The sequence below is a fragment of the Leisingera sp. McT4-56 genome (assembly GCF_020514995.1).
In the GTDB taxonomy this organism is placed as follows: Bacteria; Pseudomonadota; Alphaproteobacteria; order Rhodobacterales; family Rhodobacteraceae; genus Leisingera; species Leisingera aquaemixtae_A.
In genome coordinates, this window is record NZ_JAJALF010000024.1 from 42,639 (window position 1) to 63,830 (window position 21,192).

Consider the following 21,192-nt stretch of genomic DNA (forward strand, 5'->3'; position numbering starts at 1 on the left):
TGGTACATGCATAAGCCACTTAGGGCTGCACCTGCCTGGGTAGGTGCGAATGCACCTGTCTGTTTTGCCGGAGGCAAACCTCCGGTTTGACGGGCAGGCAGGTGCAGCCCGGCCTGTCGGCCGGGCAAAACATCTCAATCTCACTTCGAACGCAATTGCTTCTTTAGCCACCTTTCGAATTTCTGCACCGCCTCCGGCACCACCCCGTGCGGACGTACCAGGTAATAGCGCTTGCGCGACACCAGCTCCGGCCCCGGGATGCGTATCAGATCGCCTGCCGCAATCTCCCGCGCCACCATGTCATAAGGCACGATCGCCGCACCCAGGCCCGCCGTGGCAGCTGCAATCACCATCGAGTGCTGATCGAAATAGCGCCCGTCCTGCCGCGGCGCGCCCGCCAGCCCTGCGCGCTCGAACCACTCCGCCCAGGTGCCCGCGCGGCTTTCCAGGTGCAGCAGCGGCGCCTGCGCCAGATTGCCCGCCTGCTCCAGCTGATGAGCGGCAAAGAATCCGGGCGCGCAGACCGGCACCATTTCCTCGCCGAACAGCGGGGCCATATGGGTGCCGGGCCAATTATCCAGCCCGTAGTGCACCGCCAGGTCAAAGTTCTCGCGGGAAAAATCAAACGGCTCCAGCCGGGTGGAAAAGCTCAGCTCCACCTCCGGGTGGCGGGCAAAGAAATCCGGCAGCCGCGGGATCAGCCAGAGGTTGGCAAAAGCGGGCAGCACCGCAATGCGCAGGGCCGACCGCCCGGCCCCGGCAGCGGCAGCCTTTTGCAAGGTGGCGCGCAAGCCGGCCAGATCCAGCTCCAGATCGGCGGCCAGCCCCTGCCCCGCCGGCGTCAGCACCACGCCGCGGCCCGCCCGCTGGAACAGGTCGAACCCCAGATCGGCCTCCAGCTCCTTCACCTTCTTGCTGACCGCGCTCTGGGTCAGCCCCAGCTCCTCCCCCGCGGCAGTGAAGCTTTGATGCCGCGCGGCGCTTTCGAAACAGCGCAGATGGGTCAGGCTTGGCAACCGCATGTCAGCTCTCCTCCAGCTGAGCCATCAGCCACTCGCGGAACTTTATCAGCGGATAGTCCTCCGCCTGATCCGCAGGCCAGACCAGGAAATATTCACCCAGACTCACCGCATCACCCTCCATCGCCAGCGCCAGCCGTCCTTGCGCAATCTCGTTCTCCGCCAGGAAGTCCGGCAGCAGCGCCACCCCCAGCCCATGCACCGCCCCCTGCGTCATCGCAGACGACTGGTCAAACAGCATCCCCCGAAGCTTGGCCGCAGGCACATCATGCAGGTGAAACCATTGCTCCCAGCAGTCGGGATGCGTCTCCAGATGCAACAGCGGATAGTCCAGCAGTTGCGCCGGACGGGACACCGGCCCCGCTATCAGCCCCGGCGCGCAGACCGGCAACACATGTTTCGGCATCAGGGGCAGATACTCCACCCCCGGCCAGTCCCGGGTGCCATAGTGGATCGCGGCCTGCGCCGTGCCCCCGTCAAAGCTGAACGGCAGATTGTGGGTGTGCAGGTTCACGGTGATGCCGGGATGCGACGCGGCAAACCCCTTCAGCCGCGGCGCCAGCCAATGCAGGCCAAAGGACGGCAGGATCGACAGGGTGAAACTGCCGCCATCCGGGTTGGCGCGCAGCTTGACCGAGGCTTGCGCCAGCCGGGTCAGGATCGCGCGCGCCTCCTTGGCAAACCCTGCGCCCGCCGGCGTCAGCTGCATCCGCATCTGGTCGCGGGCGATCAGGTCCACCCCCATCTGCTCCTCCAGCTGCTTCAGCTGGCGGCTGATGGCGCTTTGCGTCAGCGACAGGTCCTCCGCCGCCGCCGAGGCGCTGCCCAGCCGGTCCACGGCCTCCAGCGCCAGCAGCGACGGGATTGAGGGTAGAAAGCGGCGCGGGGCAATCATATGATCTTTGCTCATAGCTTCAGGATTTAGTTTCAATAGCAATCCGCGCCCACCGGTGCAATTTCTATATCAGACCGACGCCCGGCAGGACATTGATGCAAAGCGGGCTAAAGTTTTGCTCATGACCTGCCCTCGCATCATAAGGACTCCGACATGCCCCATTCCGACATCCTCGCCGCTGCAGGCCTGACCGAGGCCGAACTGACCGGCGGCAGCCTGACTGTCACCACGCCGGTGGACGGCAGCGAAATTGCCCGCCTGAAAACCCACACCGCGGCAGAGGCCGAAGCGCAGATCGCCGCTGCCAAGGCTGCCTTCAAATCCTGGCGCCTGGTGCCGGCTCCGCGCCGCGGCGAGCTGGTGCGCCTGCTGGGGGACGAACTGCGCAAGGAAAAGGAAAACCTGGGCCGCCTTGTCACCCTGGAATGCGGCAAGATCTACCAGGAGGGGCTGGGCGAAGTGCAGGAGATGATCGACATCTGCGACTTCGCGGTGGGTCTTTCACGCCAGCTCTACGGCCTCACCATCGCGTCTGAGCGCCCCGGCCACGCGATGCGCGAGAGCTGGCACCCGATGGGCACCTGCGGCATCATCACCGCCTTCAACTTCCCCGTCGCCCCCTGGTGCTGGAACGCGGCGCTGGCGCTGGTCTGCGGCGATCCGGTGATCTGGAAACCGTCGGAGAAAACCCCGCTGACCGCCCTTGCCGTGCAGAAAATCTGCGAGCGCGCCATGGCGGCCTTTGGCGATGACGCACCCGAGGGCCTGATCCAGGTGCTGATCGGCGAGCGTGATCTGGGCGAGGCGCTGACCGCCTCCAAGGACGTCGCCATCATCTCCGCCACCGGCTCTGTCCCGATGGGCAAGGCGGTCTCCGCCGATATGTCGAAACGCCTTGGCCGCACCATTCTGGAACTGGGCGGCAACAACGCAATGATCGTGGCGCCCTCCGCCGATCTGGAAATGGCCCTGCGCGCCATCGTGTTCTCTGCCGTCGGCACCGCCGGCCAGCGCTGCACGTCGCTCCGCCGCCTGATCGTGCATGAGGACATCTATGACCAGCTGATCCCGCGCCTGATCAAGGCCTACGAGGGCCTGCCCATCGGCGACCCGCTGGCCGACGGCACGCTGGTCGGCCCGCTGATCGACCGCCATGCGATGGACGCGATGCTGCGGGCGCTGGAAAAGGCGCAATCCGAAGGCGGCACCGTGCACGGCGGCACCCGCGCGCTGGCGGACAGTCACGGGGATGCGGCTTATGTGCACCCGGCCATCGTCGAAATGCCCGCCCAGACCGCCATCATGCACACCGAAACCTTTGCCCCGATCCTTTACGTGGTGAAATACTCCGGCCTGGACCAAGCCATTGAAATGCAGAACGAAGTGCCCCAGGGCCTCTCCTCCTGCATCTTCTCCACCGACGTGCGCGAAACCGAATATTTCCTCTCGGCAGCGGGCTCCGACTGCGGTATTGCCAATGTGAACATCGGCCCCTCCGGCGCGGAAATCGGCGGCGCTTTCGGGGGCGAGAAGGAGACGGGCGGCGGCCGCGAAAGCGGCTCTGACGCCTGGAAAGGGTACATGCGCCGGCAGACCAACACCGTGAACTACTCACGCGAGCTGCCGCTTGCTCAGGGGATCAAGTTTGACATCTGATCTGGCGTCCTGCCTCTGGCACCAAACCTGCCAGGAAAACCCCGCCTTCCCGGAGCTTTCCGGGGAGGCAGAGGCCGATCTGGTGGTGATCGGCGGCGGCTACACCGGCTGCTCCGCGGCCTTGAAAGCCGCGGAACTGGGCGCCTCGGTCCGCCTGGTCGAGGCCGATGAAACCGGCAGCGGCGGTTCGGGGCGCAACGTGGGGCTGGCCAATGCCGGCCTCTGGCTGCCGCCCGAGGACATCAACGCCGCACTGGGCGCAGGGACCGGCAGCCGCCTTTCCCAGCTTCTGGCCGGAGCACCGGCAATGGTGTTTTCGCTGATCGCCAAAAACGCCATTCAATGCGAGCCGGAAAACAACGGCACCCTGCACTGCGCCCATGCGCCTTCGGGCCTGAAGGACCTGCAGCGCCGCCACGCCCAGCTCACCGCCATCGGCGCGCCGGTGGAACTGCTGTCGCGCGAAGACGCCATTCAGCGCACCGGATCCGAGGCCGTGCACGGCGCCCTGTTCGACCCGCGCGCGGGCACCATCCAGCCGCTGGCCTACGTCCGCGGCCTCGCCCGCGCTGCCGCCGCGGGTGGCGCGCAGCTGCATGAGCGTTCCCCCGCCACGGCCATCAGCCGCGAAGGCAGCAGCTGGCATGTGACGACGCCCAAGGGCAGCATCCGCGCCAAGCACCTGATCATGGCCACCAACGCCTATGCCCGCGACATCACCGGCTACAGCGCGCCGCAGGTCATTCCGGTGCATTACTTCCAGGCCGCCACCGACCCGCTGCCTGGCCCGCTCCTGGACAGAATCCTGCCAAACAAGGAAGGCTGCTGGGACACTGCGCTGGTGATGTCGTCGTGGCGCCTGGATCAATCCGGGCGGCTGGTGATCGGCGGCATGGGCGCGCTCAATCACTTCGGCAGCGCCCTGCACCGCAGCTGGCTGCCGCGCAAACTGGCGGTGCTGTACCCGGAATTGAAAGATGCGCGGCTCCGCAGCCACTGGCACGGCCGCATCGCCATGACCTCCGAACACCTGCCCAAGATCCTGGACCTGCAGGGCGGCTATGCCTGTTTCGGCTACTCCGGCCGCGGCATCGGCCCCGGCACCCTGTTCGGCGCCGCCATGGCCGAGGCGCTTCTGACCGGAGACAGCAACTGCCTGCCGGTGCCGCCCGCCCAGGGCCACAGCCTGCCCTTTGCCGGACTGCGCAGCGCCTACTATGAAACCGGCGCCACCCTCACCCATCTGATCAGCGACAGATAAAGGGCAACTCCATGCGCGGAACAAGGCCGAAGGCCGCCGCGCATCGCCGGCGCGCGCCCACGCGGCGGCGATTTGGCTGAGCCAGGCGTTTCGCCGGCAGGTTCTACGGATTTGGCCGGCATAAACTGCCAGACACAACCGCCGGGATCGCCACCGCGCGCGCCGTCAATACGCGGCTTGCTTCACTTGCAGCCGGCAATCGCGGCGCCGATCTCCTGCAGCAGCGCCGGATAAAACTGCGGCCCCGGCTCCAGCCCCGCCCCCAGCGGATCCAGCACAGCGGTGCCAGCCGCGGTGCCGTCCAGCACGGTGGCAACCAGCCCCGGATTGAACTGCGGCTCGGAGAACACGCAGGCCACTTTCAGATCCGCCACTACATCCCGGATTTCAGCAACCCGCGCCGGGCTGGGCTTCACCGCATCACTCAGGGAAATCGCCCCGGCTGCCCTCAGGCCGAAGCCCTGCTCGAAATACTGGTAGGCATCGTGGAAGACGATGAACGGCTTGGTCCGGAACGGCTCCAGCACCGCCGAGACGCTTGCCACGGTTTCCGCGATCTCCTGCTTGCCGGCTTCGGCATTGGCCCGGTAGGCCGCCGCATTGTCCGGGTCGTGCTCCGCCAGCTCTTCTGCGATCACGTCCAGCCACACTTGCGCATTTGCGGGCAGCAGCCAGGCATGCGGATCAGCGCCTTCATGGTCATGCCCATGGGCATCGGCGTGGTCTTCGTGGCCCTCGTGGCCTTCCTCTCCGGCATGGTCTTCGTGATCATGACCCTCGAGGCCGTCATGATCCGCATGATCGTCATGTCCATCGCCATGCTGAGCATGGTCTTCGTGACCTGCGTGATCATCGTGATCGCCGTGGTCTTCATGCTCCTCATCATGCACATGCGCCTCGAACCGGGCCCCTTCGCGGAACGGCAGCACCACTGTGCCCTCTGCCGCCAGCAATTCCACCCGGTGCGCATCTCCGGCCAGTTCCTCCAGCGGGCCTGCCAGCCAGGGGGTCAGCGGTTCGCCCAGCCAGAACACCAGATCCGCCTGATCCAGCGCCCGCGCTTCGGAAGGGCGCATCGCATAGCCATGCGGCGACGCACCCGGCGGCATCACCAGCGCCGGTTCGCCCAGCCCCTGCATCACCCGCGCCACCAGCCCGTGCACCGGCGCGATATCCGCCGCCACCTGCGGCACCTCCGCCACGGCCGCCCCTGCCCCGGCCAGCAAACCCGCCGCCGCTGCACCGCTCTTCCACATGCCAGCTCTCCGCATTTCACGCCCCATGTAATCTTATAACATCACGCCGCTTGATAAACGTCATAACATAACATATCAAGAGGCAAATCCGCCGCCTAGGAGGACCCCCGCATATGGATTCCATCGGCTTCGCCCCGCACGACCACAGCAGCTGCATCCAGGACGGCATCGCCGCCGTGGATGCCCAGTGCCGGGCAGAAGGCCTGCAATTCACGCCGGTCCGGCGCCGGGTGCTGGAGATCCTCCTGCAGGAGCACCGCGCGCTGGGGGCCTATGAAATCCTCGACCGGCTGCGCGAAGAGGGGCTCGGCTCGCAGCCGCCCGTCGCCTACAGGGCCTTGGACTTCCTGGTGAAAAACGGCTTTGCCCACAAGATTGAGCGGCTTAACGCCTTCATCGCGTGCACCCATCCGGGCGAGAGCCACGCGCCGGTCTTCCTGATCTGCCGCGCCTGCGACGCCGTGGCCGAAGCGCAGCGCGAACCCACCCAGGGCCAGCTCGGCCAGGCCGCCCGCGACGCCGGCTTCGTGATTGAGCGCGCGGTGATCGAGGCCGAGGGCCTTTGCCCCAAATGCCAGGGGAAACCGGCCGCATGACCAGCCTGATTGCCCTGGACGGCCTCACCGTCGCGCATGGCGGCAACACGGTTCTGTCCGGTGTCAGCCTGTCGATTGCCCCCGGTGAGATCGTCACCGTGGTCGGCCCCAACGGCTCAGGCAAGTCCACCCTGCTGCGCAGCGTGATCGGCGCGCAGAAACCGGCACGCGGGACCGTCACCCGGGCGCCGGGGCTGCGGATCGGCTATGTGCCGCAAAAGCTGCACATCGACCCCACCCTGCCGCTGACGGTGTGCCGCTTCCTCAGCCTGCCGCAGCGGGTGTCCGACGCCCGCGCCGCGGAGGCATTGCAGCAGGCCGGCGCCGGCGATCTGGCGGCGCGGCAGATGTCGGGCCTGTCCGGCGGCCAGTTCCAGCGGGTGCTGCTGGCCCGGGCCCTGCTCAGCAATCCGCAGCTGCTGATCCTGGACGAGGCCACCCAGGGCCTGGACCAGCCCGGATCCGCCGCCTTTTACCAGCGCATCGAGAAGGTCCGCCAGGAGCTGGGCTGCGCGGTGCTGATGGTCAGCCATGAGCTGCATGTGGTGATGGCGGCCTCCGACCGGGTGATCTGCCTCAACGGCCATGTCTGCTGCGAGGGCGCGCCGGAGCATGTTGCTTCCGCCCCGGAATACCGGGCGCTGTTTGGCACCGGCACGCAAGGTGCGCTGGCGCTGTACCGGCATGAGCACAATCACAGCCATGATCACGACTGCAAACACGATCACCACCATGAGGCGGCGGAATGACCCTGCTTGACGATTTCCTGATCCGCGCCGCCCTGGCCGGCATCGGCGTGGCGCTGGCTGCGGCCCCTTTGGGCTGTTTCGTGGTCTGGCGCCGGATGGCCTATTTCGGCGATGCCACCGCCCATGCCTCGATTCTCGGCGTGGCGCTGGCGCTCAGCTTTGATGTGTCGGTCTTTGCCGGCGTGCTGGCGACCGCGCTGGCGATGGCCACCACGGTTTCGGCGCTTGCAGGCCGCGGCTATGCGATGGACACGCTCCTCGGCGTGCTGGCGCATTCCTCGCTCGCCTTCGGCCTGGTTGCCGTCTCCTTCCTGCAGGGGGTGCGGATCGACCTGATGGCCTATCTGTTCGGCGACATCCTGGCGGTGGGGCGCGCCGACCTGGCAGTGATCTGGGGCGGTGCGGTTTTGGTGCTGGCACTCTTGTGGTGGCGCTGGTCCGCATTGCTGACCGCCACGCTGAACCCGGATCTGGCCCATGCCGCCGGCATCGACCCCAGGCGCGAGCAGATGGTGCTGACCATTGCGCTGGCGCTGGTGGTGGCGGTGGCGATCAAGGTGGTGGGGGTGCTGCTGATCGCGGCGATGCTGCTGATCCCGGCCGCTGCCGCCCGCCCCTTTGCCGCCACCCCGGAGCGGATGGCCGCGATCGCGGCGCTGCTGGGCATGCTGGCGGCCGTTGGCGGCCTGCAGCTGGCTTTTGCGCTGGACACCCCGGCAGGCCCCAGCATTGTCTGCCTGGCAGCGGCGCTGTTCGCCGTCTCCAGCCTGGCCGGGCTGCTGCTCCAGCGCCGCCGCGGCTGACCGCCGCCGCGCCGGGCTTGCGCTTCACCTCAGCCCCGAAGGCCCGGCCCGGGCCGGCCGCTCAGCTGCCGGTGCGCTGCAGGTCTTCGGTGCCCGTCCACTTGCTGATCGCTTCGGTCAGCGCCTTCTTGTTGATCGGCTTGCTCAGGAAATCATCCATCCCGGCCTGCAGGCATTTCTCCCGATGGGTCTGCAGCGCATTGGCGGTGAGCGCCACGATCGGGGTTTTGCGGCTGCCGCTCTCGGCTTCGATGCGGCGCATCTCGGCAGTCGCCTCGATGCCGTCCATCTCCGGCATCATCATGTCCATCAGCACGATATCCGGCCGCGCCGACCGGAACTGCGCCACCGCTTCCATGCCGTTCTTGGCGATGCTGATCTCCAGCGGCGCATCCTTCAGCATCTTGGTGACCACCAGCTGGTTGGTGCGGTTGTCCTCTGCCAGCAGGACTTGCAGCAGCCGGCTCGCCGGCTGATCCCCGGCATCGGCGCCGTCCGCGGACACCGCCTTTGGCGCAGGCAGGCTCAGCACCCGGTCGAGCACCTGCCGCAGCTGCACCGCCCGCACCGGCTTGAGCGCGAACTCGCAGGCGCCGATGGCCTCGCAATCCGCCCGGCTCAGCGCGTGCTCCACCGACGACAGGATGATCAGCGGCACGGCTTCGAACCCCGGCATCGCCCGGATCCGCCCGGCCAGGGCGCGCCCGTCCATCGCCGGCATCTGGAAATCGAGGATGACGAAGTCGAATCTGCGCCCGTCCAGCTGCGCATCCGCCAGGATCTCCAGCCCCTCATGCGCCGAGGCCGCCAGAGTGCAGGACACGCCCCAGGCGCTCAGCCGTTCCGACAGGATCACCCGGTTCAATTCCAGGTCATCCACCAGCAGGCCGTTCAGCCCGGCAAAACTGTGCCGGCCGCCAGCCGGCTGCGCCGCCACCGGCCCGCCCGCCTGCAGCGGAATCTCGATGGTGAAGACAGATCCCTTGCCCGGCTCCGATTCCACCTGCACCGATCCCCCCATCAGCGACAGCAGCCGGGAGGAGATCGCCAGCCCCAGGCCGGTGCCCTCGAAATTGCGGGTGGCGGCATTGTCGGCCTGCTCGAAGGCGCGGAAGATCTTGCCGATCCGGTCCGGCGCGATGCCGACCCCGGTATCGCGCACCCGCAGCCGCAGAAGATGCTTGCCGGTGTCCTGGCGCTCTCCCGTCACCTCGATATAGACATAGCCTTCGCGGGTGAACTTGACCGCATTGCCGGCCACATTGGTGATCACCTGGCGGATCCGGCCTGCATCGCCCTCGAACACTTCCGGCAGGGCCGGGTCGTAGCGCATGGTGATCTCGACCCCCTTCTCCGCCGCTTTCGGCGACAGCAGCGTCACCACGTCCTCGACCGCGGTCTGGAGGTTGAACGGGGCGATGCTGAACTCGACCTTGCCCGCCTCGATCTTGGAGAAGTTCAGGATGTCGTTGATGATGGTCAGCAGCGCCGAGCCGGATTTGGCGATGGTTTCCGCATACATCTTCTGGTCTTCATCCAGGTCGGTGTCCTGCAGCAGCTCCGCCATGCCGATCACCCCGTTCATCGGGGTGCGGATCTCGTGGCTCATATTGGCGAGGAATTCCGACTTCGCCCGGTTGGCGATATCCGCCGCCTCGCGGGCCTGCTCCATCGCAAATTCGCGCTCGTCGCGCTCGGCAAAGGTTTCCTCAAGCACCCCGACCGAGAAATCCAGCGCCCGGAATTCGCGCGAGGCATACCAGGGCAGCCGCTGCGCCGGGCTGCGCAGGCCGGAGATCGCGTCCGACATCCGCTTGTGGATCATCTGCAGCGGGCGCAGCGCCAGCCCATGCACCAGCAGGAGCACCAGCAGCGACAGCGCCAGCACCGGCACCACCGTCCAGATGATGATCTGGCGCACCTTGGCGGCCACCAGCACCTCGCCGTCCCGGGTCGACCATTCCACCACCATGGTGCCGAAGGCCGCGCCCTCCAGCTCGATCGGCCGCTCATACATCACCCGGCCACCGTCCGGCTGCGCCGCCGGCGCCTCCGCCGAGGCCAGCAGCTTGCCCGCCGGGTTGCGGATCTGGATCGACACGATCTGCGGTTTGCGGCTGACCGCTTCGATCAGGCCGGTTTCCAGCACCGGCACGTCTTCGACGATGATCGATTCCAGCATCAGCCCGCTCAGCAGGGACACTGTCAGGTCGGCCTGCTCCGCCAGCTGCTCTTCCAGCCGCTGCACCTCCTGGCGCTGCGCCAGGTCGCCGACCGCGAAACCGACCGCCGAGGCTGCCAGCAGCAGCGACAGCACAATCTGAAACAGGATGCTTGTACGTTTCATGGTGTCACGCGGCGCCTCAGAAGGCCAGGCTGCGCTCCATCGCCCGGCGGATGATGTCATAATCCTGGTCTTCGCCCAGCAGGAAGCCGTTCCGTGAAATCCTGCGCACGATCTCCTCATGCTCGGAGGACAGCATCACCCTGCGCATCGCTTCCAGCACATTCTCCGGCATGTCCGCCGAAGCCAGCCAGGGCTTGGTGACATTGTCGAAGGAGGCCAGCACCCGGATCGGCACCCCCTTGGCAACCAGCTTCTTATAGGTGCTCTCTTTCAGCGCGCCGGCCGTGTACCGGCCTGCGCCCACCGCTTCCCCCACCAGGTCGTGGCGGCCGAGATAGGCGAACTCATGCAGGTCCGCACTGCTGATTCCAGCTTCCAGAAGGTATTCCTGCGCCAGGTAGCGCCCGATCGTCGACAGTTCATCCCCGAAGGCAAAGGTCAGCCCGGCCAGTTCCTCGACCGACTGCACGCTGCTGTCGTGGTGGACCACGATGACCCCCTTGAACCGCTTCTGGCCGTTCTTGGATTCCATCGCGATAATCCGGATGCCCGGGTTTTCCTTCATCACATGCACATAGGAGGCGGGGCCGAAACGGGCGAAATCCACTTCGCCGCTGGCCAGCTGGCGGATGCCTTCCTCGTATTCCTTGGCGATCTTCAGCCGGATTGTCACCGGCTCGCCCAGCTCCTCGCTCATCCGCCCGGACAGGTAAGAGAGGAACGGCTGGTATTGTTTGACCGTTGCGGTTGGTTTATCCGCCGCATAAGTTCCGAAAACCAGGTCCGTCCCTGCCAGGGCGGCACCGGGAAGCAATGCCGCAAGCCAGGCAGCCAGCAGCGCACCGGAAATTGCCGGCCGCAGCCGCTTCCGGAAAAGCTCAATGATACCAAAGGTGCACTCAAACAGTTTCACGAGTCTAGCCTCCTGACTGACTTCGGCAGGCACGGCAGACACGCCGCACCCCTTGGTTACATGGCACATAGTTGAAAATACAATGTTAACGCACCTGCAATTCTCGGAAAAATTTTGCGGTTCTTTTATTCTTCGGCCTCTATATTAACCCTTCTGAAAGGTTTTCGTAATCTTTTAGGCAAATTCGCCATAAATTAAGACAAGCACTCAGCTGGCCCGACAGGAACCACCGTGAAGACAACCCTATTGCATGCCCGGACCGCCCGGTCCCTCCGCCGCTCAGCACAACTCCTTGTGCTCACGCCGCTATTTGCGGTCCTCCCGGTTGCGGCGCTGGCCATCCCATCTCCAGAACTTGTCATCGGTTCGGTCTCTTCACTGTCGCAGGTCCTGGCCGTTGGTATTGCCATGATTTCCGGCCTGGGCGCTGTCATTGCGGCGAAACTGGGTTTTACCCCTAAGCCGGGCAACACGCCGCGCCGCTACCCGGTCAAGCTGATATCCGTGCTGGTCCTGGCGGCCATGGCACTGGCGGCCGGGAACTATTGGCAATATTCCTCGCATGCGCAGGCCGAGCTGGCAAGGCTGCAGGCCACTTTGACGCGGCCGGCGCAGTTTGACGGCACCACCATCAAGGACGCGTCGCTCAAGGAGACCAGCTTCTCCAAGCAGGAGGACCATCCGCTGGCGATGAGCACGGCGGACGCGGCGGCGGCGCTGGAGGACGGCTCGACCCTGTTCTACGACATCCGCGAAACCGGCGAGAACGCCATGGGCACCCTGCCCGGCGCCACCCATATCCGTTTCCCGGACTTCGTCCAGAGCCAGCCAGTGCAGCCCGGCCAGAAGGTCGTTCTGTTCTGCCACAACGGCAACCGCTCTTCGGAAACCTGCGCCAAGCTGGCGGCGATGGGCATCGACTGCAGCTTCATCGCGGGCGGCATCGAGAAATGGATCGTCGAGGGGCGCGAGTTCTCCGACAAGGACGTGCAATCCCTCTCCGACTTGCGCGCGATCCCGGAATACCCGGGCAAGGACGTGCTGCTCAGCACCGCCGATTTTGAGCAGCTGCTGACCACCGAGGACCTGCAGATCGTCGACACCCGCTATCCCGGCGACTTTGAAACCGGCCACCTGCCCGGCGCGATCAACATCCCGATCCGCAAGATGACCACCGCGGACCTGATGGCGCGCATCGCGGAGCTGGACCCGAACAAGCCCACCATCGCCGCCTGCTACGACCGCCGCAGCTGCTTCATGAGCCAGGTGCTGGGGCTGGAGCTGTCGCAGCAGGGCATCGACTTCCGCGGCCGTTACACTCTGCCGTGGGAATACTTCGTCGCGCCCAAGCCGAAACCGCATGTGCAGGCCTGGCTGGCAGATCAGCAAACCGGCCTCTGGGACAAGGCGATCTCGGCGCTGGCCACAGCGCTGCTGTGGGTGCATGAGCGCAGCCATATCCTGCTGGGCCTGCTGGCGCTGTCCATCGCGACCCGTATCCTGGTGCTGCCGGTGGCGCTGAAGTCCGAGCGCGACCAGATCATCACCGCCGAGACCGCGGATGAGATGAAGGCGCTGAAGGCGAAACTGGCCCATGACCCGGTGCGCAAGGCGCGCGCGGTGCAGGCGTTCTACAAGGACAAGGGCCTGACCCCGATGAAGAACCTCACCGCGCTGTTGTTCCTGCCGGTGATGATGCTGGGCGTCTCTGCCGCGCAGGAGGCCAGCGCCAGCCTGCAAACCCCGTTCCTGTGGATGGCTGACCTCGGCCTGCCCGATCCGCTGTTCATCATGCCGGTGCTGTTCTGCGCGCTCGCCGCTGTCTACCTCTTGTGGGCCGTGGCTAAGACACCGCGCCAGAAAACCCTGTGGATGGTGCTGGGCATGCCTGCGCTCTTTGCCATGGTCCTCAGCCTGTCGGGCGCCGCCAATGCCTATCTCTGCTTCAGCCTGACGCTCTTGCTGGTGCAGCGCGCCTATGTCACCGGCATGCACCGCCAGCTGGGCGAAGCCATTGCCTTGCGCGCCCACAAGCGCCGCCTTGCCAAGCTGCCGCGCGGCGTGATCCCGATGGGCTACACCGAGGAGCTGGAGCATGCCGGCAACAAGGCGCTGCGCCTGTCGATCCTGCGCAACGCGGGCCTGCCGGTGCCGGGCGGCGTGATCGTCCGCTCCGACGCAATCCACGATTACCGCGAAATGTCCGACGCCAAAAAGGACGCCTTTGCGGCACAGGTCTTTGCCCTTGCAGGCGGCAAACCGGTCGCCGTGCGCTCCTCCGCCAGCAATGAGGACGGCCACGACCAAAGCTTTGCCGGCGTCTTTGAATCGGTGCTCGACGTGACTGCAGACACCATGCGCGCCGCGCTGGATGAAGTCGTGACCAGCTTCTCCTCGGAACGCGCCGCCAGCTACTCCGGCGAGGGCGACAGCACCGACCAGGGCAATATCGTGGTGCAGGAAATGGTGCAGGCGGAATACGCCGGCGTCCTCTTCACCCAGGACCCGATGGCCCCCGGCATGTGCATGATCGAATGGGTCGAGGGCTGCGGCGAGGATCTGGTGTCCGGCCGCGTCACCCCGACCTCCTTGCGCTTTGGCCGCTACACCGGCCTCCCGGCGGATGCCGATCAGGACCAGACCCTGAACATGGCGCCGCTGCTGGCGCTTGGGAAACAGATCGAGGACACCTTCGGCTGCCCGCAGGACGTCGAATGGGCCTATGCAAACGGCCAGTTCCAGATCGTCCAAAGCCGCGACATCACCACCCTGAGCCTCGGCACCGAGCAGGAACAGGTCCGTCTGGGAGAATGGCGCGATCTGCTGGACCGCTATGCGGACGCCGCCCCGGATCAGACCATCCTGGAGCAGGACGAGATGTCCGAAGTCCTGCCCCGCCCCACCCCGCTCTCCTTCTCGCTGATGAGCGAGCTGTGGGCGCCGGGCGGCAGCGTCGACCTGGCCTGCCGCGAGCTGGGCGTGCCCTATGGCCTGCCCGAGGGGCGCGACGGCCATCTGGTGAACCTGTTCGGCAAGACCTATGTCGATGTGGCGCTGAAACAGGGCATGACGCTCAAACTCACCGCCGCCAAGGCCAAGCAGCTGCGCAAGCAGGCGCATCCGATGATCACCCGCTTCCGCAGCGACGTGATGCCTTCCTTGCGCGACAAGCTGGCGATCTGGCAGGCCGTGGATTACGCCGCGCTGCCCCAGGACAAGCTGCTGGAGGCGATCTCCACACTCAAGGACATGTTCATCCGCGAGGTCTATCTGGAGGCCGAGAAGATCAACATCCTGGCAGGCTTCACCATGGGCGAGGCAGGTTCGGCGGCGGCCGGCGACCCGGCCCTGCGCGCGCATCTCATGCACGCGGAACTGCCCAACGCGCCCTCCAGCCTGCTCGCCTCCTGCACCGGCAAGGATGCCCAGGCGCGCGCCATGCAGCTGATGGGCCACCGCTCGATCTTCGACTACGAGCTGTCCTCGCCCCGCTACGCCGAGGCGCCGGCGCTGCTCCACTCCCTGCTCGACAGCGCGGTGGAGCCGATCGGCGCGGTGCCGGTCCCGGCCAACCTGCCGGATGAGCTGGACGATACCATCGGCATCGCCATCGCCTATCAGGACCTCAAGGAACAGGCCAAACACGAAGCGCTGCGCGTCGTCGCCGAACTGCGCCGCGCCCTACTGGCGCTCGGGAAAACCAGCGGGCTGGAGGATCTGGTGTTCAGCCTGACCTTCACCGAAGTTCTGGACAGCAACTGGTCCAACCCGGCCCCTCTGCGCGATCTGGCAGAGGCGCGGGCAGAGAAGGAAGCGCTGCGCAAGAAATCCGCACCGACAGATGTCACCCTCACCCTGCGCGACTGCGAGCTGTTGTCGCTCGGCGCCCAGGCCCAGGCGGGCGACGGCACCATGGGCGGCACCTGCGTCGCGGGCAGCGGCAGCGCCACCGCCCGGGTGTTCTGGATGGAGGACGACAGCTGCATCGACCCCGCCGCCTTTGCAGACTTCCAGGACGGCGACATTCTGGTCTGCCGCATGGTCAACCCGGCCTGGCTGCCGTGGGTCCAGCGCTCCGGCGCGGTACTCAGCGAGGTCGGCGGCTGGCTCAGCCACATGGCCATCGTCGCCCGCGAAAAGGACGTGCTGATGCTGGTCGCCTGCAAGGGCCTCGACAGCCTCGATCACGGCGAGCGGGTGACCGTCAGCGAAGACGGCTCGATCCAGCCGCTGGAAGAAAAGGGCCTCAAGGTGGTTTCCGCCTGATCCACCCGGACAAGTTAGAAAAGCCCGCAACCAGTCGTTGCGGGCTTTTTTTACGTAGGGTGGGCGATTCCGCCCACCATTCCGCTCCTCTTGCAAGTGTGGCAAAGATTGCCATATCCTATTCCAGCGAAAGGAGCCTGCCAATGGCCACAATGAACGTCTCCCTGCCGGACCAGATGAAAACTTGGGTCGAGGAACAGGCCCGCGCCGGCACCTATGCCAATTCCAGCGACTATGTCCGCGACCTGATCCGCCGCGACCAGGCCCGCGCCGCCGCCATAGCAGAACTGCAATCCGCCATCGACACAGGCCTCGCCAGCGGCCCGGCGGAGGCGCTGAGCGCCGAAGATTTCAAGGCCGCCATGCGCCGCAATGGCTGAGCCGCGCTGGCGGATCCGCCCCGCAGCCCGCACCGACCTTGCCGCGATCTGGCGCTACGGGCTGGAAACCTGGGGCGAAACACAGGCCGATGCCTATACCGACAGCCTGTTTGCCCTCTTCGACCTGCTGGCAGATTTCCCCGAAATGGCCCGCGAACGGGATGAGTTCACCCCGCCGGTCCGCATCCACCCCACAGGCGCGCATCTGGTGATCTACCGCCTGCAGAACGGCCGCCCAGAGATCATCCGCATCCTGCACGCCCGCCAGGACCTGATGGCATTCCTCTCGGAATAACACCCGTTCCACCCTTGCCATTTTCAGCACATCTGCTCTGATACGGTGCATGGACCCGCATCTCGACCCCAGGAAAACCGCCCGGCTGATCCAGCACCTCAAGGACCGGATGGAGGAACTCCCGCCCAAGCTCAAGGCGGCGGCGAAATACGTGATCGACAACCCCGGCGACTTCGGCCTCGATACCGTGCGCACTTCGGCTGAGAAAACCGGCGTCAGCGCCAACGGCTTTGTCCGCCTTGCCCAGCACCTGGGCTATGACACGTTTGAGGCCTTCCGCGCCCCCTTCCGCGCCGCGTTGACCACTGCGCATGAGGCAGACCTCGGCCAGGACTGGCTTGACCGGATGCAGGACGAAGGCCCTGCAGGCGCACTGCAGGCAGCCGCCGCGCGCAACCAGCTCAACATCACCTCGCGCTCCTTGCGGCTGATGACGGCAGAGCGCACCCAGGCCATCGTGGACACCCTCACCGCCGCCCGCCGCAGCTATGTCACCGCCACCCGGTCGTCTTATGCGCTGGCCTATTACTTCCACTACGTCGGCCGCATGGCGCTGCCGGCGCTGGACCTCGTCCCCCGCCACATGGGTGCGGCGCTTGACGACCTCGTGGACATTGGCCCCGAGGACTGCCTGATCGCCATCACCTTCGCCCCCTACTCCGCCGGCACCATCCAGGCGCTGCGGCTGGCAGGCGAACGCGGCGCATCGGTGATCCTGATCTCCGACAGCGAGGTCATCGCCCCCGGCATCCGCACCGACCATGTGCTGGCAGTGGCCGCAAACTCGCTGCACCCGTTCGGCGCCATCGGCGGCGCCATGGCAGTGCTGGAATGCCTGCTCACCCATCTGATAGACGCCGGCGGCGAAGACGCCCGGCGCCGGATTGAAGCTTATGACGCCCTGCGCCAGGACAGCGGCGCCTATTGGAGCGGCCCGAAACTGCCGCGGATTGGGCGGTAGCTCCCCGGCAGCCGCGTGAAAAAGAGTTGCAAGCCTCCATGTCCGCGAGTCTTATGCCTGCAGAACAGGCGGAGGGCATTCCCATGGAATTGACGATGGCACTGGCGCTTGCGGGCGCAACAGCGGTTCTGGTTGCAGTTCCGGGGCCGAATGTGGCGCTGATCATCGCCAATACGCTGGCCCGCGGCTTCCGCCTTGGGGCGGTCACCGTGCTTGGCACTACCGCGGGCGTGGCCCTGCAGCTTGCCGCGGTGGTTCTGGGTCTTGCCGCGGTGCTGGAATTCGCCGCCTCCGCCTTCCTTTGGCTGAAATGGGCCGGCGTCGCCTATCTGCTCTATCTCGGCGTGCACTCCTGGCGGCAGGGCGTTGCCGGCATGGAAGAGGCCAAAGCCAGCCGCAAACCGCGCCGCACCATCTTCTGGCAAGGCCTGCTGCTGGCCCTGATCAACCCGAAAACCCTGCTGTTCAACGCCGCCTTCCTGCCGCAGTTCATCGCTCCCGGCGCAGGATCATCCGCCCTGCTCACCGCAGCGGCGATCTACCTGGCGGTGATTTTCGCAGGCGACATGATCTGGGCGGCCTCCGCGCAATCGGCCCGGCCCGCAATCCTGAGGCTCGGCCGCCTGCGCCACCGCCTGACCGGCGCGCTGTTCATCACCTCCGGCCTCGGCCTGGCACTGGCCCGCACAGACCGCTAAGGCGGCCCCTGCCGCTCAGACGTCGCCGTCAATGAACGGGTTCTGCGCCTCATACGCGTCCCGTGTTGTCCGCTGGTGGTCCCCTTCCAGCCGCACCGCCGCCATTGCCCGGTCGGCATAGATCTCCGACCTGAGCGGCCAGCCCAGGGCAGCATCAAACAGCCCCGGCATCAGGTCGTAGGGCGCGCCGTCCTCATCCACATCCCGCATCCACAGGTGCGAGCCGCAAGTCGCGCAAAACGCGCGCTCGGCAAAGGCGGTGGATTGATACCGCACCGCCGGCCCCTCAACCGTCACCGCTTCCGCAGCCGCCTCGAAACACAGGAAAAGCCCGCCGGTCCAGCGCTGGCACATGCGGCAATGGCAAGCCCCGGCGCGCGGATCATGCGCCCCTTCAACACGGATTTTCACAGCGCCGCACAGGCAGCGGCCTTCCAGAATATCACTCATCACAGACCTCCTCGCCGTCACCGGCAAGGATACAGCAATCTAGAACAAAGCGGGAGATCGCGCCCGGATCAGAGCCGCAGGTCCGCCTCCTCCGGCGCCAGCACGTATTTCAGGTCATAGACCAGCGCGCCCTCGGATCCCAGGGCCCGGACCGCCTCTGCCCCCATGGCGCGGAACTCGGAATGCGCCACCGCCAGCACCACCCCGGCATAGGCCCCCTGCCCCGGCTCCGGCACCAGCGAGATGCCGTATTCCTCCTGCGCCTCTTCCGGGTCGGCATGGGGGTCGTGCACATTCACCACCGCGCCGTATTCCTCCAGGCTGCGCACCACGTCGATCACCCGCGTGTTGCGCAGGTCCGGGCAGTTCTCCTTGAACGTCAGCCCCATGACCAGCACCCGCGCGCCAGCCACCGGCAGGCCGCGCTTCAGCATCGCCTTGACCATCTCGCCCGCAGCATAGGCGCCCATACCGTCGTTCAGACGGCGGCCCGCCAGCAGGATCTCCGGGTGATAGCCCAGCTGCTCCGCCTTGTGGGTCAGGTAATAGGGGTCCACGCCGATGCAGTGCCCGCCCACCAGACCGGGGCGGAACGGCAGGAAATTCCATTTGGTGCCAGCGGCTTCCAGCACGGCCTGCGTGTCGATCCCCATCTTGTTGAAGATCTTCGCCAGCTCATTCACCAGCGCGATGTTGATATCCCGCTGGCTGTTCTCGATCACCTTGGCGGCCTCCGCCACCTTTATGCTGGCGGCCTTGTGGGTGCCCGCCGCCACCACCTCGCGGTAAAGCGCATCCACCCGCTCCGCCACTTCGGGCGTCGAGCCTGAGGTGACCTTGACGATATCCTTCAGCCTGCGCGCCTTGTCGCCAGGGTTGATCCGCTCCGGGCTGTAGCCCGCAAAGAAATCCCGGTTGAACGCCAGGCCGGAGCGCGCCTCCAGCACCGGCACGCAGTCTTCCTCGGTGGCGCCTGGATAGACGGTGGATTCATAGATCACCAGATCACCGGGTTTCAGCACCCCGCCCACAATGGCCGAGGCCGCCAAGAGCGGGCTCAGGTCCGGGCGGTGGCTGGCATCCACCGGCGTCGGCACGGTGACGATGTAGATGGAGCAGTCCGCAATCTCCGCCGGGTCGGAGGTAAAGCGCAGGAATTCCGCCGCGGCCAGCTCCTCCGGCTCCAGCTCCCGGGTGCGGTCCTCGCCCTTGCGCAGTTCGGCAATGCGCGAGGGGTCGATGTCAAACCCCACGACCTCCCGCTGCTGCCCGAACGCCGCCGCCAGCGGCAGCCCGACATATCCGAGGCCAATGACACAGATCTTTTCCTGCACGCCGCTCATGTCCGGCTGCTCCTTGTTCCGCGGGGCCTCTCAACCAGGCCCCCTGCCCGCCCACATAATGCCGCCGTGCATCGGGGTTCAACCGCAGGCCTGCAGTTTCCGCCTCACGCCTCCACAACAATGGCGGAGACCTCGCCATCGACATCGCGGCAGGCCGCCAGCAGCCGCGGCATCAAATGCGACATCACGTAATTGGCATGGAACCGGCTCGGCGCCTTCAGCACCAGCCGCCCCCCTGCCCTGCCCGCACGCTCCAGCCCCTGCACCCAGGAAGCATAGTTGGCGGGATCCTCCGCGTGCAGCACCGCTTTGGCCAGGCTCCACTCGCTGCCGTCAGACACATCCGGCGCCGGCGGCACCGCACCGGGGCGCAGGGGCACCACATTCGGCGCAGGCTCATCCGCACCTTGCATCCGGTGCTCGAAGTCCGGACCAACAGCCCCCCAGCGCTCTTGCGTGTCTGCCAGCAGCCGCTCCAGATCAATCCCGTATTCGGTGACCCGCCCGCGGGCGCCCTGGCGTTTCACCACCAGCCAGCCCCAGCCCCGCAGCTTGGCCATCTCGCGCTTCACAGTGCGCTCGTCCACATCCCACAGCCGGGCAATCTCCCGCTGGCCGACGGCCAGTTCATCGCGCTGCCAGTTGTAGCGGGCGGTCATCAGTGTCATGAAACGCAGAACCAGCTTCTGCGCCCCCTTGCCCTGGCCAAGCGCATAAGCCCCCATCGCCGTGAGGATATCATATTTCAGCGCAGAGGCGTTGCGCCCCGCAGGCCGTTTGGCAAGCATTGCTGCCCCCGTTTCTCCCTCCCTGCCCTCCTGGGCCGGGATATGCTGCCTCAAGTGCTCCCGGAGAGTCTGCCGGGAATTACGCTGGCCGGTTTTGCTCCGAACTCAACGCTATTCGTTTGTTGTATCCGATTTGCGTCCGGAATTCCGATTCTGTCAAGCGCCGGCGGGAATTCAATTCAGCCCCAATCCCTTTTTCGAAAGAAAAATTGGTATCAATGGTATTGGGGGACATCCTGGGTGACCCCTATTTGCGCCAAAATGTCCCCCAATCTGCTGTATCCCGGTCCAGAGTGCCCCCCTAAATCTGGGAGGCAACCACCAGAAAAACCCAATGAAACGAATCGTTTGGCCTCAGCCTTCCGAATCGCCCTGCGCCTTATTTCACTGGGCCTTTTGCAGATGTGTCCCCGCGGGGACAGGACGCTCTTTCCAACCATATTAGCTTTTGCGTTTTTTGCAAATTCGGCGTAAATGAATATTGAGGCTGAATTAGCGTCCGCAAGAAAATGGACG

The 21,192-nt window shown here is 65.9% G+C and carries 18 protein-coding genes; 10 read left to right on the top strand and 8 right to left on the bottom strand.

Features of this window, described 5'->3' with window-relative positions; translation table 11 throughout:
• Nucleotides 1-140: 140 nt before the first annotated feature.
• Together LHL23_RS20125 and LHL23_RS20130 are read right to left on the bottom strand one after the other, a co-directional pair.
• On the bottom strand, nucleotides 141-1,022 hold the full coding sequence (locus LHL23_RS20125) for a LysR substrate-binding domain-containing protein (RefSeq protein ID WP_226431275.1): 882 nt from the start codon (nucleotides 1,020-1,022) through the stop codon (nucleotides 141-143).
• Between the two features lies 1 nt (nucleotide 1,023).
• Nucleotides 1,024-1,929 (bottom strand): LysR substrate-binding domain-containing protein, encoded by a 906-nt coding sequence (locus tag LHL23_RS20130; RefSeq protein WP_226431276.1) that lies wholly within the window; start codon nucleotides 1,927-1,929, stop codon nucleotides 1,024-1,026.
• Between the two features lie 138 nt (nucleotides 1,930-2,067).
• Between LHL23_RS20130 and amaB the strand changes: the two genes are divergently transcribed.
• Both amaB and LHL23_RS20140 read left to right on the top strand, forming a co-directional pair.
• Nucleotides 2,068-3,570, top strand: a complete 1,503-nt coding sequence (gene amaB / locus LHL23_RS20135) for an L-piperidine-6-carboxylate dehydrogenase (RefSeq protein WP_222480109.1) — start codon at nucleotides 2,068-2,070, stop codon at nucleotides 3,568-3,570.
• On the top strand, nucleotides 3,560-4,831 hold the full coding sequence (locus tag LHL23_RS20140; RefSeq protein ID WP_226431277.1) for an NAD(P)/FAD-dependent oxidoreductase: 1,272 nt from the start codon (nucleotides 3,560-3,562) through the stop codon (nucleotides 4,829-4,831). Before amaB ends, LHL23_RS20140 begins: the two co-directional genes overlap by 11 nt.
• Nucleotides 4,832-5,013: 182 nt before the next feature.
• Here LHL23_RS20140 and LHL23_RS20145 read toward each other — a convergent pair whose 3' ends face one another.
• Complete coding sequence (locus LHL23_RS20145; RefSeq protein ID WP_226431278.1) at nucleotides 5,014-6,087, bottom strand: zinc ABC transporter substrate-binding protein; 1,074 nt, start codon at nucleotides 6,085-6,087, stop codon at nucleotides 5,014-5,016.
• 113 nt (nucleotides 6,088-6,200) lie between these two features.
• Here LHL23_RS20145 and LHL23_RS20150 point away from each other — a divergent pair, with 113 nt between their 5' ends.
• The 3 genes from LHL23_RS20150 to LHL23_RS20160 are packed head-to-tail and all read left to right on the top strand — an operon-like array spanning nucleotide 6,201 to nucleotide 8,235.
• Nucleotides 6,201-6,683, top strand: a complete 483-nt coding sequence (locus LHL23_RS20150) for a Fur family transcriptional regulator (RefSeq protein ID WP_226431279.1) — start codon at nucleotides 6,201-6,203, stop codon at nucleotides 6,681-6,683.
• Complete coding sequence (locus LHL23_RS20155) at nucleotides 6,680-7,432, top strand: ATP-binding cassette domain-containing protein (protein ID WP_226431280.1); 753 nt, start codon at nucleotides 6,680-6,682, stop codon at nucleotides 7,430-7,432. Before LHL23_RS20150 ends, LHL23_RS20155 begins: the two co-directional genes overlap by 4 nt.
• Nucleotides 7,429-8,235 carry a metal ABC transporter permease gene (locus LHL23_RS20160; RefSeq protein WP_226431281.1) on the top strand — a complete coding sequence of 269 codons (807 nt, stop codon included), beginning with the start codon at nucleotides 7,429-7,431 and terminating at the stop codon, nucleotides 8,233-8,235. The genes LHL23_RS20155 and LHL23_RS20160 overlap by 4 nt, the downstream gene beginning before the upstream one ends.
• Nucleotides 8,236-8,296: 61 nt before the next feature.
• Here LHL23_RS20160 and LHL23_RS20165 read toward each other — a convergent pair whose 3' ends face one another.
• Both LHL23_RS20165 and LHL23_RS20170 read right to left on the bottom strand, forming a co-directional pair.
• On the bottom strand, nucleotides 8,297-10,582 hold the full coding sequence (locus LHL23_RS20165) for a response regulator (RefSeq protein ID WP_226431282.1): 2,286 nt from the start codon (nucleotides 10,580-10,582) through the stop codon (nucleotides 8,297-8,299).
• Nucleotides 10,583-10,598: 16 nt separating this feature from the next.
• Nucleotides 10,599-11,495, bottom strand: a complete 897-nt coding sequence (locus LHL23_RS20170) for a PhnD/SsuA/transferrin family substrate-binding protein (RefSeq protein ID WP_226431283.1) — start codon at nucleotides 11,493-11,495, stop codon at nucleotides 10,599-10,601.
• Nucleotides 11,496-11,903: 408 nt separating this feature from the next.
• Between LHL23_RS20170 and LHL23_RS20175 the strand changes: the two genes are divergently transcribed.
• The 5 genes from LHL23_RS20175 to LHL23_RS20195 all read left to right on the top strand — a co-directional run bounded on the left by LHL23_RS20175 (nucleotide 11,904) and on the right by LHL23_RS20195 (nucleotide 18,095).
• Complete coding sequence (locus LHL23_RS20175; protein ID WP_226431284.1) at nucleotides 11,904-15,761, top strand: PEP/pyruvate-binding domain-containing protein; 3,858 nt, start codon at nucleotides 11,904-11,906, stop codon at nucleotides 15,759-15,761.
• 143 nt (nucleotides 15,762-15,904) lie between these two features.
• Nucleotides 15,905-16,141, top strand: coding sequence for a type II toxin-antitoxin system ParD family antitoxin (locus LHL23_RS20180; protein ID WP_226431285.1), 237 nt, complete (start codon nucleotides 15,905-15,907; stop codon nucleotides 16,139-16,141).
• On the top strand, nucleotides 16,134-16,436 hold the full coding sequence (locus tag LHL23_RS20185; protein WP_226431286.1) for a type II toxin-antitoxin system RelE/ParE family toxin: 303 nt from the start codon (nucleotides 16,134-16,136) through the stop codon (nucleotides 16,434-16,436). Before LHL23_RS20180 ends, LHL23_RS20185 begins: the two co-directional genes overlap by 8 nt.
• Nucleotides 16,437-16,485: 49 nt before the next feature.
• The gene (locus LHL23_RS20190; protein WP_226431287.1) at nucleotides 16,486-17,397 is read left to right on the top strand and encodes a MurR/RpiR family transcriptional regulator; all 912 of its coding nucleotides are present in this window, start codon (nucleotides 16,486-16,488) and stop codon (nucleotides 17,395-17,397) included.
• A gap of 83 nt (nucleotides 17,398-17,480) precedes the next feature.
• Entirely contained in the window at nucleotides 17,481-18,095 is a 615-nt protein-coding gene (locus LHL23_RS20195) for a LysE family translocator (protein ID WP_226431288.1), read from the top strand.
• 15 nt (nucleotides 18,096-18,110) lie between these two features.
• Here LHL23_RS20195 and LHL23_RS20200 read toward each other — a convergent pair whose 3' ends face one another.
• From LHL23_RS20200 to LHL23_RS20210, 3 genes are all read right to left on the bottom strand, one after another.
• On the bottom strand, nucleotides 18,111-18,545 hold the full coding sequence (locus LHL23_RS20200; RefSeq protein WP_226431289.1) for a GFA family protein: 435 nt from the start codon (nucleotides 18,543-18,545) through the stop codon (nucleotides 18,111-18,113).
• A 68-nt stretch (nucleotides 18,546-18,613) separates the two neighbouring features.
• Nucleotides 18,614-19,888 carry a Vi polysaccharide biosynthesis UDP-N-acetylglucosamine C-6 dehydrogenase TviB gene (gene tviB, locus LHL23_RS20205; RefSeq protein WP_226431290.1) on the bottom strand — a complete coding sequence of 425 codons (1,275 nt, stop codon included), beginning with the start codon at nucleotides 19,886-19,888 and terminating at the stop codon, nucleotides 18,614-18,616.
• Nucleotides 19,889-19,992: 104 nt separating this feature from the next.
• Nucleotides 19,993-20,676, bottom strand: coding sequence for a DnaA N-terminal domain-containing protein (locus LHL23_RS20210; RefSeq protein WP_226431291.1), 684 nt, complete (start codon nucleotides 20,674-20,676; stop codon nucleotides 19,993-19,995).
• Nucleotides 20,677-21,192 lie beyond the last annotated feature (516 nt).